We start from the raw sequence: 13,261 nt of genomic DNA on the forward strand, positions 1-13,261 counted from the left end.
ATAGTGTCCATTCGAACCGTTCGACCCGAGGATATCGATCAGCTCTATGCCATCTCGCTCCTGACCGGCGACGCCGGCAAGGATGCGACGCCGCTTTATCGCGATGGCCGCCTGATGGGACACATCTATTCCGCGCCCTATGCGGCACTTCATCCCGAGCTGGTGTTCGTCGCCGAAGATGATAAGGGCATCTTCGGTTATATTGCCGGTGTGTTCGATACGATTGCCTTCGACGAGCGGCTGGAGCACGAATGGTGGCCGCATCTGCGTCAGATCTACGCCGATCCGCAAGGCGACCCGGCGCTATGGTCCGCCGATCAGAAGCGGATAACGGCGATCCATCATCCAAAGCGGACGCCGGCGCCGCTTGTCGAAAAATTCCCCGCCCACATTCATATGAATCTTTTGCCGCGAGCGCAGGGCAGGGGTATCGGCACCGTCTTGCTCGATCGGTGGATCGCAAATGCCCGGGCCAACGGTGTCAAGGGCATTCATCTTGGGGCCAATAGCAGTAATCGCGGCGGCATCCGATTCTGGTCTTCGCGCGGTTTCATGCCCGTGAAACTTCCACCGGCTCTGGCGTCCGAAACGACAGTGTGGTTTGGTCAGTTTCTCTAATCTGTGGATTCGCGCGTTTTGACGGACAGAGGCCTGACGGCTTTGTTGTTTAGGGCGACTTGGCTTGTTATTCACCGCTCGGTGACAGATTGGAGTCGAGTCGATGGCCCCCGCAAACGCTGCCGTTAAAATCCCTTTGGAAATGCCTGTCGTGGAAAAGCGCGTGCGCAATCGCGCCGCGACTGAGCAGGCAATTCTGGATGCCGCCAAACGCCTTCTGGCGGAGGAAGGGTTCCAGAATTTCGGTATCAATGCGGTTGCGCGCGGCGCCGGCTGCGACAAGCAGCTGATCTATCGCTATTACGGCGGCCTCGACGGCCTCGTGGAAGCCATCGGCACCGATCTCGGCAGCTGGGTGACGGATCGCATTCCGGACGATACCGGCGGCATGTTCCTTCTGACCTATGGGGATCTGATGGAGCGGCTTTCGATGCTATTTCTCGATGCCTTGCGGGCCGATCCGCTGATGCGCCGCATCGTCGCCTGGGAGGTCTCGGAAAATAGCGAGCAGGTTCGCCGCCTGTCGGAAGCACGTTCGAAGGCGCTCGCCGGCTGGATCGAGCGCATGCGCGGCTCGCTGGTGCCGCCCAAGGGCGTCGATGCCCAGGCGGTCAACGCCATGATCTTTGCCGCCATCCAGCACATCGTGCTGGCGTCAGCCGTCAGCGACCAATGCGCCGGCCTCGCATTGAAAAACGGCAAGGATTGGGAGAAGGCGGCAACGGCCTTGAAGCGGATCGTGCGCGGCGTCTACGGTTGATATCGACCACGGGCAGCGGATATCCACAGGCTCGCCCCGCCATTAACCTTAACAAATGGTTTACGTTGCGCCGTAGCGGTTAACTCGTCACTGTCGGAAGATGATTAGTTAACCATCAAGCGTGCAGCCATGGGGTTGAAACCCACTAAATTCGTGTTTCTCGTGACGGCGGTGATGTTCTTCGCCGTGCTCGCACTAGATATCACGCTGCCCGCGATGGTCTTGAGCGCCATGGCGCTGTCGAACTGGCTCGTCCTTTCGGCTGGCACGACGCAATTTCAGCGTCGAAGAGGTACCGCATGAAGTGGTTGTTGATTTGCTGGGCCGGACCGGTCTCGTTTCTCGGGGCGTGGTATTATCTGTCGTACTACGACATGAGCTTTGGCATCTTCATGCTGACGCGGCAGGCGCATGATCTGGTGTTCGACATTTACGGCAAGATCCTCGGCATTCCGCCGGAAACGATCCCGCCGCTGGTCGCGCGGGCGATCGCTTTCGACAGCGTCCTTGTGTTCGCGATTTTCGGCTTCCGCCGCCGCGCTGCCATCATGGAATGGTGGAGGCGCCGTCAGGCATCGAGGTCGGGCAAGGTCGCTCTTCCGAGTGCCGATAGCCTATCCAACGCTCCCTGAAGAATGAAGCTTGCTGCTGCCGAGTCGATCCGCTCGGCGCGCTTGGCCCGCGAGACGTCCATTTCCAGAAGCGCCCGCTCGGCGGCAACGGTCGAGAGCCGCTCGTCCCAGAACACGAAGGGTAGGGCGGTCTTTTCCGCCATGCTGCGCACGAAGGCGCGCGTTGCCTGCACGCGCGGTCCGGCAGAACCATCCATATTCATCGGAAGCCCTATGACGAAGGCTGCGACCTTTTCCTTCTCGGCGAAAGCAAGCAATGTTTGGGCATCCTGGGTGAATTTCACGCGCTTGAGGACCGGGCGAGGCGTAGCAAAGCGCCGCCCGAGATCGGACATCGCAAGCCCGATCGTCTTCGTGCCGAGATCGAGACCGGCGATCGGCTGGCCGGGCAGGAGCATCACGGCTAGGTCTTCGATGGTCAGCGTCGTCATCAGGGTCTCGCTCTCGTCAAAACAAATTGAAGTCCTAACCGCTTTTCTTTGCTGCGGTTTGGGATATCTCCTAGAGCATTTCCAGCAAAAGCGCACAGCGGTTTTGCCTGCGGAAATGCGGAAGAGCCAATAGAAGGAGTGTTTCCATCGGAAATGCTCCAGACACCAGCCTTTCATTTCAAATCAAGTCATAAGGAGAAATCCAATGAAGATCACCTGGCTCGGCCATGCCGCTTTTCGTATCGAAACGGCCAATGCAAAAATACTGATCGATCCATTTCTGTCTTACAATTCTTCCTTTGCGGCCGCCGGTCTCAACATCAAGGACGTTGCGCAAGGCGTCACCCATATCCTGCTGACGCATGGACATGCAGACCACGTCGGCGACACGGTTCAGATCGCCAAGGATACCGGCGCCATCGTTCTCGCCAATGCTGACCTCGCTTCCTGGCTCGGCACCAAGGGCGTCGAGAAGCTGGAAATGGGCAATACCGGCGGCACAGTCGGCCTCGGTGGCTTCTCGGCCACCTTTACAAATGCACTGCATTCCTCCGCCCAGATCACCGAGGACGGCGTTTCTCACGCGCTCGGCAACCCGAACGGCCTGATGCTGCATTTCGACGACGAGCCGACGCTGTTCCACATGGGCGATACGGATATCTTCTCGGATATGGCTCTCATCAACGAGCTGCATCAGCCCGATATCGGCATCGTGCCGATCGGCGACCGCTTCACCATGGGTGGTGCGGTGGCGGCACTCGCCTGCCAGCGCTTCTTCAACTTCAAGACCGCAATTCCCTGCCACTACGGCACCTTCCCGATCATCGATCCGACGCCCGAAAAGTTCATCGCCGGCATGGAAGGTTCGAAGACCGCGGTTGCCGCACCGAAGGCGGGCGAGAGCGTTTCTGCCTGACGATACCCGTTGCGTATGGCGGGCATGGCCTTTATAGCGTGAAGCAAATCCACTTTTGGTGGATAATCTTGCTATCCGGAGAATGCCATGTCCGTCGATCTCGCTACTGTCAAACGCGTCGCCCATCTCGCCCGCATCGCCGTCAATGAAGACGAAGCGCAGCGGATGATGGGCGAGCTTAACGGCATTCTGGGCTTCGTCGAACAGCTTTCCGAAGTGAATGTCGATGGCGTCGAAGCCATGACCTCGGTAACCCCGATGGCGATGAAGAAGCGCACCGACGAAGTAACGGACGGCAACAAGGCCGCCGACATCGTCGCCAATGCGCCGAATACCGATCAGAATTTCTTCCTGGTGCCCAAAGTCGTCGAATAACGGTTCCTTCGAGCCTTTCCGACCCGTTGCCCAATTCCAGATCTGAAGCGAAACAAAATGAGCGAACTGACCAGCCTGACCATTGCCGAAGCCCGCGACAAGCTGCGCGCCAAGCAGATTACTGCCACTGAACTGACCGAGGCCTATATCTCGGCGATCGATGCGGCCAACGGTCAGATCAATGCCTATATCGCTGTTACGCCCGACAAGGCGCGCGAGATGGCCAAGGCCTCGGACGCCCGTCTCGCTGCCGGCAACGCCGGCGCGCTCGAAGGTATCCCGCTTGGCATCAAGGATCTGTTCGGCACCGAAGGCATCCATACCCAGGCCTGCAGCCACATTCTCGACGGCTTCAAGCCGCGCTACGAATCGACGGTCACGCAGAACCTCTGGAATGACGGCGCCGTCATGCTGGGCAAGCTCAACATGGATGAGTTCGCCATGGGCTCCTCCAACGAGAGCTCCTACTACGGCCCGGTCATCAACCCATGGCGTGCCGAGGGTTCGAACCAGCAGCTGGTTCCGGGCGGCTCGTCCGGCGGTTCGGCTGCAGCCGTTGCCGCGCATCTCTGCGCCGGCGCGACCGCGACCGATACCGGCGGCTCCATCCGCCAGCCGGCCGCCTTCACCGGCACCGTCGGCATCAAGCCCACCTATGGCCGCTGCTCGCGCTGGGGCATCGTCGCCTTCGCCTCGTCGCTCGACCAGGCCGGCCCGATTGCCCGCGATGTGCGCGATGCCGCCATTTTGCTGAAGTCGATGGCAAGCGTCGACGCCAAGGATACGACCTCCGTCGATCTGCCGGTGCCGGACTACGAAGCCTCGCTCGGCCAGTCGCTGAAGGGCATGAAGATCGGCATCCCCAACGAATACCGCGTCGACGGTATGCCGGAAGAGATCGAAACGCTCTGGCAGCAGGGCATCGCCTGGCTGAAGGATGCCGGCGCCGAGATCGTCAACATCTCCCTGCCGCATACGAAATATGCGTTGCCGGCCTATTACATCGTCGCGCCCGCCGAGGCTTCGTCGAACCTCGCCCGCTACGACGGCGTCCGCTACGGCCTGCGCGTCGACGGCAAGGACATCGTCGACATGTATGAAAAGACGCGCGCTGCCGGTTTCGGTCAGGAAGTGAAGCGCCGCATCATGATCGGCACCTACGTTCTGTCGGCCGGTTACTACGACGCCTATTACCTGCGCGCGCAGAAGGTCCGTACGCTGATCAAGCGTGACTTCGAGCTGGCCTTCAATGCCGGCGTCGACGCGATCTTGACTCCGGCCACGCCGTCCTCGGCCTTCGGCATCGCCGACGAGGATCTCGCTTCCGATCCGGTGAAGATGTACCTGAACGACATCTTCACGGTAACGGTCAACATGGCTGGCCTGCCTGGTATCGCCGTTCCCGCCGGCCTCGACCCCAAGGGCCTGCCGCTCGGCCTGCAGCTCATCGGCAAGCCGTTCGAAGAAGAAACCCTCTTCAAAACAGCCCACGTCATCGAACAGGCCGCTGGCAAGTTCACGCCGGCGAAGTGGTGGTAAGCGCAGCCCTCGGACGAGGGGGCTTGATGAACGATCTCGTCAAGTTTTGCGGAGTTTAAAGCCAATAGAAAAAGGGTCGTCCGGAAATCCGGACGGCCCTTTTTCATGTGCCAATATTCCGCCCGCGCGCCATCACACTTTGGACCGAAATACGATCATAAATTGCAGCCGGCCGCTTGGTCTCGTCCTCTGCAACCGAATCGGAAGGTCTCTTCATGCTCAAGCAAGTCACGGCGATCCTGCTCCTCAGCGCGCCCTTTCCAGCGATTGCGCTGGCGGCCGACAACGGGGCCATTCGATCCATCACCTTGTCCTCGGGCGGTCTGGCCCAGATTTCCAGATCGGCCGATATCAATAGCGACGGTGTGATCCGGATCGAGGTACCGCTCGATCAGGTCGATGATATCCTGAAGAGCCTTGTGGTGAATGGGTCGGCGGGTTCGGTGGCCGGCATGTCGCTAGCCGGCCCACAGCCATTGCAGGAGACCTTCAAGGGCCTGCCGTTCACGCCCGAAGCGCTTTCGTCCATGCCGTTGCTTCTGACATCGATGCAGGGCGCCAGGGTATCCGTCACCAGCGGCGGAAAGACCGTCGAGGGAAATATTCTCGGTATCGAGACGAGAAAGTCCGGCGATAAAGCAGCGGCTTACCTGCTCACCGTTATCGATAGGGATGGCGCAGTGGAGACGCTGGCACTGGGCGAGGACGCATCCGTCCGGCTTGAGGATGCCGAACTGAGAGCGAAGATCGCCAAAGTTGCGGCAGCCATCGCCCACGGCAAGAACGATCGCACCCGCACCATCGATATCAAGCTGAACGGAGTGAAGGACGGCAGCGCCGTCGGCCTGACTTATGTCGTGCCGTCTCCGATCTGGAAAACGGCTTACAAGGTCGTGATCGACGAAAAAAATAGGGCGCGTCTGCAGGCATGGACGGTGCTGGAGAATGCCAGCGGCGAAGACTGGAAAGGCGTGAAACTGACACTGACCTCGGCCGAACCGGTAACGCTGAAGCAGGGGCTGCACCAGCTCTATTGGCGTGAGCGGCAGGAGGTGCCGGTCAACACGGCGTCGAATAATGTTCCTGATCCCGATAGCGGCGACCTATCCAACAGGCAGCGTCTGGCATCGAGCACCGCAGCGCCTGCACCCGCCGGAGCAATGCGGCCCGCGGCCAAAAGAATTGCCGATGCGCCGGCCTATGAAGCCGACGAACAGGCGCAGCCGGCAGAACCAATGCAGGTTGCCGTCGGAAACCCGACCACGGCGACCGAAAGCGATATTTCCGCCACCTTCGAACTACCGGGAACTTATGATCTGGCCAATGGCGATACCTTGTCGGTGCCGATCATGGATGCGGACGTGGAAGCCGACATGGTGGACATGTATCGGGCCGGCAGCGCCTATCGCAATCCCATTGCCGCCGTAATGCTCAGGAACACCACCGGCGTCAGCATGCCGGCGGGAATTCTGACGCTCTATGACGGCAAGACAGGCTATATCGGCGATTCTCAGCTATCGGCGCTGCCGAAGGACGACACGCGCCTCGCCAGCTTCGCGACCGATCGTAAGGTAACGATCAGCGAGCAGCAGACGCCGACAGAGGAGATTGCCTCGCTGAAGGTTGCCGATGGCGTGATGAATGCCACCGTCAAATATCGTCAGACGACGACATATACCGTATCGGGCGCGCTTGACGGCGAACGGACTGTTGTCATCGAGCATCCGATCAAGGACGGCTGGTCATTCTCCTCGGCTGAAAGCTTCGGCAAGACGGCAACGCATCAGCGTCTCAAGGCGGTCGTGCCGGCAGGCATGGAGAAAGTGCTGACGGCGGTCGACGAGCAGCTTCAGAGCAACAGCTATGCTTTGGCCGATGCCGAACCGGACATGCTGCTGGGATGGTCGGCTTCGGCACATGACAAGGCACTTACGGATAAGCTGACAAACCTCGCAGATGCGCGCAAAAGGCAGGTTGCCGTCCAGAACGATCTGGAGCGCCTCGACAGCGAAATCGAGAAGACCACCAGCGAACAAGAACGGATAAGACAGAATCTCGGTGCCGTACCTGACAATAGCGATCTGAAGAAACGCTATTTGAAGGCTCTGGCAAATAGCGAGGATCAAATCGCTGCCCTCAACGAAAGGCGCGATGCGGTGCAGGCAGAAAGCGATCGCCGCGGTGATGACGTGGCGGAGATCATCCGCACCTTCTGATCGCCCAGCGCTTTCTTTTCCGAATGGTATCGCCCGACGAGAGCCGCCTCATTCGGCGGCTCTCGTGTCCGGCTTATCGATTGTTCAACTGCGCCCTCACCAGCTGCAATCCCTTTTCGCTGATGCGATAGGGATGGCCGTCCTTGGATTTGATGGCCTTGAGGCGCTTCAGCCGGCGAAAGAGGTCGAGGTCGAAATCAGGGTAGACCCAGCCATCTCGCGTAAAGCAGTAGACTGTCTCGATCTTCTTACTGTCGCTGCGTTCGATTTCGATGCGCCCGCCCTGGGCGAGCAGGTGAAGAATGCGCTGTTCCGCGCGGGAAATGTCCATTGTTGTCAGAATCCGTATAGCGCCAAAGGGCGCACAAAAACGATCCGAGCCTTCCCTTGGGGAAGTCGGGGCTTCGTTTTTCAGGCCCGGCACGCAAGAAGACTTGCGAGCGGGGCCTCTACCGGGACTGACAAAAGTTAGACATCAAAACTCCGTTGATGTTTCTCTCTAAAGCAGGTTGCGCCACGTCGTCAAGTTCAACCCATTCGATGCGTTTTGCTTCGTAGCTGTGTGCCAATCTCGCCGCTGGCAAATGCTTTCTATGGGTGCTTTACTATCTCCAAATAGCGGGGGCTCGATGATCCATATTCGTAATGCCCATGAAGGTGAAACGGCGGTGCTTGCAAGCATCGGCCTGCGCTCCTGGCAGAAGGCGATGAGCGCGATCGGCGGCACGGGCGAGCTGCTGGAGAGTGCCAGCGAAGCCTTTGAAAATTTCACCCGCAATCTCTGGCTGACGATATCAGTCATAGAGCTCAACGGCGAGGCTGTGGGATGGGCGGCGCGCGAGGCGCTGGACGAGGCGATTTCCGATTTCTGGATCGATCCGGATTTCGTCAGACGCGGCCTCGGCACGGCGCTTTTGGCGCGGATCGAAGCGGATGTGCGCGGGCAGGGACTGGAGAAGGTTTCATTGCAGAGCCACGCAGGCAACACCGATGCCATAGCCTTCTTCAGGGCACGCGGCTATGAAATCCGCTGGCTGTCGATCGTCTATTCCCCCAAGCTCGACAGCGACGTGCCGACGGTCGGGCTTTCGAAATCGCTGGTCGATGACAGCGACGGTGCCTATGGCCCGGGCATATAGCCAGCGGTCGATGCCGAAAGCCTTGCGCCGTCACGCCAATTGCTCTACCTCACCAAAGCAGAAAACAGCATTATACAAGAGCTTCCCATGACCATTGTCGACGTCCGTACGCCTGATCCGAAACGCTTCATTCCCGGTGCCACCGGTGATTGGGAAGTCGTTATCGGGATGGAAGTCCACGCCCAGGTGCTGAGCAAGTCCAAGCTCTTCTCCGGCGCCTCGACGGAGTTTGGCAAGCCGCAGAATTCCAACGTGTCGCTGGTCGATGCCGCCATGCCAGGCATGCTGCCCGTCATCAACGAGGAATGCGTGAAGCAGGCCGTGCGCACCGGTCTCGGCCTGAAGGCGCAGATCAACAAACGCTCGATCTTCGACCGCAAGAACTACTTCTATCCCGATCTGCCGCAGGGCTATCAGATCTCACAGTTCAAGGATCCGATCATCGGCGAGGGCAAGATCGTCATCTCACTTGGGCCGGATCGCCAGGGCCAGTTCGAGGACATCGAGATCGGCATCGAGCGTCTGCATCTGGAACAGGATGCAGGCAAGTCGATGCACGACCAGCATGCGACGATGTCCTATGTTGATCTCAACCGCTCCGGCGTGGCACTCATGGAAATCGTCTCCAAGCCGGATATCCGCTCGTCTGACGAGGCGAAGGCCTATATGACGAAGCTGCGCTCGATCGTCCGCTATCTCGGCACCTGCGACGGCAACATGGACGAAGGCTCCATGCGCGCCGATGTCAACGTCTCCGTCCGCCGTCCGGGCGGCGAGTTCGGCACGCGCTGCGAAATCAAGAACGTCAACTCCATCCGCTTCATCGGTCAGGCGATCGAATATGAAGCGCGCCGGCAGATCGGCATTCTGGAAGACGGCGGCACCATCGATCAGGAAACCCGCCTGTTCGATCCGAACAAGGGCGAGACGCGGTCGCTGCGCACGAAGGAAGATGCGCACGACTATCGCTATTTTCCCGATCCGGATCTCCTGCCGCTCGAATTCGACGATGCCTTCGTCGCGGAGCTTGCCGAGCATCTGCCTGAGCTGCCAGACGACAAGAAGGAACGTTTCGTCCGCGAACTCGGCCTCTCGATCTACGACGCCTCCGTGCTTGTCTCGGAAAAGGCGATCGCCGATTATTTCGAAGCTGTTGCTGCCGGTCGCGATGGCAAGATGGCTGCCAACTGGGTCATCAACGACCTCCTGGGCGCTCTGAACCGAATCGGCAAAGACATTGAAGAGACTCCGGTTTCGCCCGCTCAGCTCGGCGCGATCATCGACCTCATCAAGGCCGAAACGATCTCCGGCAAGATCGCCAAGGATCTGTTCGAAATCGTGCTCACCGAGGGCGGCGATCCTGCCGAGATCGTCGAAGCCCGCGGCATGAAGCAGGTCACGGATACCGGCGCGATCGAAAAGGCTGTCGACGAGATCATCGCCGCCAATCCGGATCAGGTTGCCAAGGTCAAGGCTAAGCCGACGCTCGCCGGCTGGTTCGTCGGCCAGGTGATGAAGTCGACGGGCGGCAAGGCCAACCCACAGGCGGTGCAGGCGCTGGTCAAGGCCAAGCTCGGCATCGAAGAGGAATAATCGGTGTTCTTCGTCCGCACCGCCAGCGAGCAGGACCTGGAAAAGGTCCGCGCTCTGCTCGGCGAAACATGGCATGCGACCTATGACCGGATCTACGGGCCGGAAAAGGTCAGCGAGCTGCATGCCTCCTGGCACTCGCCGGCCTCGCTGAAGGCGCGGCTGGCGAACAAGAATTCGGAATTCCTTGTGGCCGATGACGGCAAGACAATCGGTGGCATGGGCTATGCCGCCATGTCCAAGGAGATGACGAAAACCGTCATGCTCCACATGCTTTATGTCAGTCCAAAGCATCAGCGCGAGGGTATCGGCCGCGATATTTTCGCTGAGCTGGAGACCTGTTTCCCGGATGCGGAGATCATGCGCCTCGAAGTCGATCCGCAGAACGAGCCTGCGATCGCCTTTTATCATGCCCATGGCTTTGTTGAGGTCGGTCGGACGGAAAACTGCGGCAATGGGCAGTCCGGCATTCCAGCGCTGATCTTCGAGAAGCCGTTGACGGCCCATTGAAAGAATAGACGAGACCGCTCATGGAAGCCGCCCGCCTGCTAATCCGCGAAGCGAAAGAAGCCGACCTTCGCGCGCTGATCGGTCTATTTGCCGCCGACGCCGTGGGTGGCCATGGCGATACGACCGACGCCTCCGCCTATGACGATTACCTCCGAGCGTTTTGCACCATCGCGGCGTCGCCTGAGCAGACGCTGTATGTCGCCGAACGCGACGGCGAAGTGGTCGGGACGTTCCAGACGATGATCACGGCGACGCTGACCGGGCGAGGTAGTTCCGCCATGATCATCGAAGCGGTCCAGACGCGAGCCGATATGCGCGGGCAGGGGATCGGCGCCGCCATGATCAATTTCTGCATCGACGAGGCAAAAAGCCGCGGCATGCGGATGATTCAGTTGACATCGAATAATGCCCGCAAGGACGCGCACCGCTTCTATGAGAGACTGGGTTTCAAGCCCACGCATTTAGGCTTCAAGATGCTATTGAAATGAAGCTTTTTGCCCGCTGGAATCACTGGACAAGCAGGCCTAGGGGCGGCATAAGCAAACTATCGAATTCTGGTATCGCTCGCCGCTTAGCGGGTATCGAGGAAAAGACATGTGGAATTTCATCGTACAGACATTTACTTGGTGGAACGGTCAGACCATGGGCACGCGCTTCGCGACCTGGCGTTTTGGCAAGCGTGTCGGTGAGGATGAATTCGGTAACGTCTATTACGAAGGCGGCATGTCTTCCTACGGCCTCCCGAAGCGCTGGGTGATCTACAAGGGCTATGCCGAAGCTTCTGCCATTCCTCCGGGCTGGCACGGCTGGATGCATCATCGCACCGACGTTCCGCCGACCAAGGAAAACTATGTCACCAAGGAATGGCAGAAGGAACATCGCGCCAATCCAACCGGCTCGCCGCAGGCTTACCGCCCGCCGGGCTCTCTCGCCGTTGCCGGCGAGCGTCCACGCGTGACTGGCGATTACGACGCCTGGACCCCGGGCAATTAAGCGAGAAGCCGGCTCGTCCTTTGGCCACAATTGGGCTTTAGGCGCGACATATGCCGGCTTTTGCTCGGCGCCTTGACCGAGACCAAGCGGAGAGTGGCGGATATGATGGTTTTCACGCGGAGCGCTTCTTTGCGTGCAATGGCCGTGGCCGGCGTTGCTCTCGTCGCCGGCATCTTGGCAGCTTCCACCGCCGAGGCCGCCCGCATCGCAAATCCGGTCGCCGTTTTCTCCGGCCTCGACAAAATCACCGGACGCATCACCACGTTCGATGTCTATGTCAACGAAACCGTGCAGTTCGGCGCGCTGCAGGTGACGCCGCGCGCCTGCTATTCGCGAGACGATACCGAGCAGCAGAAGGTAGACGGTTTCGTCGAAGTCGACGAGATCACCCTCGATCGCCGTATCCGCCGTATCTTCACCGGCTGGATGTTTGCCGACAGCCCCGGCCTCAACGCCGTCGAGCATCCGATCTATGACGTCTGGCTGAAAGAGTGCAAGCAAAAGTCCGACGTGCCGGCGCCGGATACCGCCGGCACCCGCGCGAAGTAATCGACCTGAAGACGTAGATTACGGGATAGGACAGCCCGCAGAAGCCTTGCTCCTGCGGGCATGGTTTTAGCTTTACTCGGCAGCGGCGGCGGCTTCACCTATCGCCTGACGATCGGCAATCTCCGACAAGTCGAGAATGATCCTCACGCCGTCTTTGACCTTGTGACGAAACAAGTCGTTGCGGTCCGGATGGGTTCTCAACTTGCCTCCGTCACGGAGGGCCTGAAGCCGCGAGCGCGAGATCGACAACTCCGATGCAAGCAGCCGATCAAGACGCAGGTTCACCGGGAACTCGGCTGATATCTCGATATCAAGCAAAGTCCAGTTGCGTGCCGCACGTATCGCCTCCTTCCGGATGATAACGTCGGGCGGCTCGTCGATACGTTTTGCTTTCCGCTTCAATCCATCAAGCTCGAACTCTTGCGCTCGTACCCACTCCGGATCGCTGCCTTGTAGCGCCTCGAGCGTGGATGGGCCAAGGTCTTGAACGGTCCGGCGTTCGAAGAGTGTCCGGTTCCAGGTCTTGTCGCAATCGATGCATTTATAGACGAGCCAGGCATCGAGCCGCTTGCCATTGGCGTTGAGCCTTACCTTACCGCTCGATCTGAAGGGTTTCTGGCATCCGCAGCCGCTGCAGGCGATCCATGGCTGAGGCGATGTTTTAGGCGTAAGGGTCCAACGGACCTGAAGAATCTTGCACATGCCGTCTTGGTCTTCCGTATGGAAGTCCACCAAGCTGGCGGTGAGACAAGCCCGTCGGGGCACGGTATGGCGATATTGCGGGACGGCTGAAGAGCTGAGACAGCGGCGGCTGTATTAGGCGCGTTTTGACAATGCCAAACCGGTCTCAGGCCATCACCCGATGGACGTGAACATGCATCGGACGGCATCTTGCCGCCCTGAAGCACGGGGTGATTTGGATGAGACCGGTATTTACGACGGCAAAGTGGAACCTCTACGCACCAAAGCTCTTCTCGAGCAGGGATAGCAGAC

Annotated in this window: 17 protein-coding genes; 14 read left to right on the forward strand and 3 right to left on the reverse strand. The window is 59.4% G+C overall.

The window, feature by feature from the left end:
* From AC13RE_RS10455 to AC13RE_RS10470, 4 genes are all read left to right on the forward strand, one after another.
* Positions 1–618 carry a GNAT family N-acetyltransferase gene (locus tag AC13RE_RS10455; RefSeq protein WP_488562886.1) on the forward strand — a complete coding sequence of 206 codons (618 nt, stop codon included), beginning with the start codon at positions 1–3 and terminating at the stop codon, positions 616–618.
* Between the two features lie 103 nt (positions 619–721).
* The gene (locus AC13RE_RS10460; RefSeq protein WP_488483364.1) at positions 722–1,378 is read left to right on the forward strand and encodes a TetR/AcrR family transcriptional regulator; all 657 of its coding nucleotides are present in this window, start codon (positions 722–724) and stop codon (positions 1,376–1,378) included.
* A 129-nt stretch (positions 1,379–1,507) separates the two neighbouring features.
* On the forward strand, positions 1,508–1,681 hold the full coding sequence (locus AC13RE_RS10465) for a hypothetical protein (RefSeq protein ID WP_165915188.1): 174 nt from the start codon (positions 1,508–1,510) through the stop codon (positions 1,679–1,681).
* Positions 1,678–2,010: a DUF6105 family protein gene (locus AC13RE_RS10470; protein WP_488562854.1), complete on the forward strand. Its 333-nt coding sequence runs from the start codon at positions 1,678–1,680 to the stop codon at positions 2,008–2,010. Before AC13RE_RS10465 ends, AC13RE_RS10470 begins: the two co-directional genes overlap by 4 nt.
* On the opposite strand, the gene ruvX is transcribed toward AC13RE_RS10470, so the two are convergent.
* The gene (gene ruvX, locus AC13RE_RS10475) at positions 1,947–2,441 is read right to left on the reverse strand and encodes a Holliday junction resolvase RuvX (protein WP_041677359.1); all 495 of its coding nucleotides are present in this window, start codon (positions 2,439–2,441) and stop codon (positions 1,947–1,949) included. The genes AC13RE_RS10470 and ruvX overlap by 64 nt on opposite strands.
* A gap of 205 nt (positions 2,442–2,646) precedes the next feature.
* Between ruvX and AC13RE_RS10480 the strand changes: the two genes are divergently transcribed.
* The 4 genes from AC13RE_RS10480 (at position 2,647) to AC13RE_RS10495 (ending at position 7,487) form a co-directional block, all read left to right on the forward strand.
* Positions 2,647–3,357: a metal-dependent hydrolase gene (locus AC13RE_RS10480; protein ID WP_132716386.1), complete on the forward strand. Its 711-nt coding sequence runs from the start codon at positions 2,647–2,649 to the stop codon at positions 3,355–3,357.
* An 87-nt stretch (positions 3,358–3,444) separates the two neighbouring features.
* Positions 3,445–3,732 (forward strand): Asp-tRNA(Asn)/Glu-tRNA(Gln) amidotransferase subunit GatC, encoded by a 288-nt coding sequence (gene gatC, locus AC13RE_RS10485; protein WP_015339557.1) that lies wholly within the window; start codon positions 3,445–3,447, stop codon positions 3,730–3,732.
* A 57-nt stretch (positions 3,733–3,789) separates the two neighbouring features.
* On the forward strand, positions 3,790–5,271 hold the full coding sequence (gatA, locus tag AC13RE_RS10490; protein WP_075852316.1) for an Asp-tRNA(Asn)/Glu-tRNA(Gln) amidotransferase subunit GatA: 1,482 nt from the start codon (positions 3,790–3,792) through the stop codon (positions 5,269–5,271).
* A gap of 215 nt (positions 5,272–5,486) precedes the next feature.
* Entirely contained in the window at positions 5,487–7,487 is a 2,001-nt protein-coding gene (locus AC13RE_RS10495; protein WP_488562855.1) for a DUF4139 domain-containing protein, read from the forward strand.
* 73 nt (positions 7,488–7,560) lie between these two features.
* Here AC13RE_RS10495 and AC13RE_RS10500 read toward each other — a convergent pair whose 3' ends face one another.
* Positions 7,561–7,818: a YjhX family toxin gene (locus AC13RE_RS10500; protein WP_488562856.1), complete on the reverse strand. Its 258-nt coding sequence runs from the start codon at positions 7,816–7,818 to the stop codon at positions 7,561–7,563.
* Positions 7,819–8,116: 298 nt separating this feature from the next.
* Between AC13RE_RS10500 and AC13RE_RS10505 the strand changes: the two genes are divergently transcribed.
* The 6 genes from AC13RE_RS10505 (at position 8,117) to AC13RE_RS10530 (ending at position 12,268) form a co-directional block, all read left to right on the forward strand.
* Complete coding sequence (locus tag AC13RE_RS10505; protein WP_015339561.1) at positions 8,117–8,626, forward strand: GNAT family N-acetyltransferase; 510 nt, start codon at positions 8,117–8,119, stop codon at positions 8,624–8,626.
* Positions 8,627–8,713: 87 nt separating this feature from the next.
* Entirely contained in the window at positions 8,714–10,219 is a 1,506-nt protein-coding gene (gene gatB / locus AC13RE_RS10510; RefSeq protein WP_488562857.1) for an Asp-tRNA(Asn)/Glu-tRNA(Gln) amidotransferase subunit GatB, read from the forward strand.
* 3 nt (positions 10,220–10,222) lie between these two features.
* The gene (locus tag AC13RE_RS10515) at positions 10,223–10,726 is read left to right on the forward strand and encodes a GNAT family N-acetyltransferase (protein ID WP_488562858.1); all 504 of its coding nucleotides are present in this window, start codon (positions 10,223–10,225) and stop codon (positions 10,724–10,726) included.
* Between the two features lie 20 nt (positions 10,727–10,746).
* Positions 10,747–11,214 (forward strand): GNAT family N-acetyltransferase, encoded by a 468-nt coding sequence (locus tag AC13RE_RS10520; protein WP_488562859.1) that lies wholly within the window; start codon positions 10,747–10,749, stop codon positions 11,212–11,214.
* Between the two features lie 106 nt (positions 11,215–11,320).
* The gene (locus tag AC13RE_RS10525; protein ID WP_015339565.1) at positions 11,321–11,719 is read left to right on the forward strand and encodes an NADH:ubiquinone oxidoreductase subunit NDUFA12; all 399 of its coding nucleotides are present in this window, start codon (positions 11,321–11,323) and stop codon (positions 11,717–11,719) included.
* Between the two features lie 102 nt (positions 11,720–11,821).
* Positions 11,822–12,268, forward strand: a complete 447-nt coding sequence (locus AC13RE_RS10530) for a DUF2155 domain-containing protein (RefSeq protein WP_132716393.1) — start codon at positions 11,822–11,824, stop codon at positions 12,266–12,268.
* A 72-nt stretch (positions 12,269–12,340) separates the two neighbouring features.
* Here AC13RE_RS10530 and AC13RE_RS10535 read toward each other — a convergent pair whose 3' ends face one another.
* Complete coding sequence (locus AC13RE_RS10535; RefSeq protein ID WP_488562860.1) at positions 12,341–12,970, reverse strand: DUF1062 domain-containing protein; 630 nt, start codon at positions 12,968–12,970, stop codon at positions 12,341–12,343.
* Positions 12,971–13,261 lie beyond the last annotated feature (291 nt).

The sequence above is a fragment of the Martinezella sp. CNPSo 3959 genome (assembly GCF_057784355.1).

What these genes read in the sequence shown, in the direction of transcription:
- AC13RE_RS10460 (WP_488483364.1), top strand. Translation starts at nt 722, where the DNA reads ATGGCCCCCGCAAACGCTGCCGTTAAAATCCCTTTGGAAATGCCTGTC.
- AC13RE_RS10465 (WP_165915188.1), top strand. Translation starts at nt 1,508, where the DNA reads ATGGGGTTGAAACCCACTAAATTCGTGTTTCTCGTGACGGCGGTGATG.
- AC13RE_RS10470 (WP_488562854.1), top strand. Translation starts at nt 1,678, where the DNA reads ATGAAGTGGTTGTTGATTTGCTGGGCCGGACCGGTCTCGTTTCTCGGG.
- ruvX (WP_041677359.1), bottom strand. Translation starts at nt 2,441, where the DNA reads ATGACGACGCTGACCATCGAAGACCTAGCCGTGATGCTCCTGCCCGGC.
- AC13RE_RS10480 (WP_132716386.1), top strand. Translation starts at nt 2,647, where the DNA reads ATGAAGATCACCTGGCTCGGCCATGCCGCTTTTCGTATCGAAACGGCC.
- gatC (WP_015339557.1), top strand. Translation starts at nt 3,445, where the DNA reads ATGTCCGTCGATCTCGCTACTGTCAAACGCGTCGCCCATCTCGCCCGC.
- gatA (WP_075852316.1), top strand. Translation starts at nt 3,790, where the DNA reads ATGAGCGAACTGACCAGCCTGACCATTGCCGAAGCCCGCGACAAGCTG.
- AC13RE_RS10495 (WP_488562855.1), top strand. Translation starts at nt 5,487, where the DNA reads ATGCTCAAGCAAGTCACGGCGATCCTGCTCCTCAGCGCGCCCTTTCCA.
- AC13RE_RS10500 (WP_488562856.1), bottom strand. Translation starts at nt 7,818, where the DNA reads ATGGACATTTCCCGCGCGGAACAGCGCATTCTTCACCTGCTCGCCCAG.
- AC13RE_RS10505 (WP_015339561.1), top strand. Translation starts at nt 8,117, where the DNA reads ATGATCCATATTCGTAATGCCCATGAAGGTGAAACGGCGGTGCTTGCA.
- gatB (WP_488562857.1), top strand. Translation starts at nt 8,714, where the DNA reads ATGACCATTGTCGACGTCCGTACGCCTGATCCGAAACGCTTCATTCCC.
- AC13RE_RS10520 (WP_488562859.1), top strand. Translation starts at nt 10,747, where the DNA reads ATGGAAGCCGCCCGCCTGCTAATCCGCGAAGCGAAAGAAGCCGACCTT.
- AC13RE_RS10525 (WP_015339565.1), top strand. Translation starts at nt 11,321, where the DNA reads ATGTGGAATTTCATCGTACAGACATTTACTTGGTGGAACGGTCAGACC.
- AC13RE_RS10530 (WP_132716393.1), top strand. Translation starts at nt 11,822, where the DNA reads ATGATGGTTTTCACGCGGAGCGCTTCTTTGCGTGCAATGGCCGTGGCC.
- AC13RE_RS10535 (WP_488562860.1), bottom strand. Translation starts at nt 12,970, where the DNA reads ATGTGCAAGATTCTTCAGGTCCGTTGGACCCTTACGCCTAAAACATCG.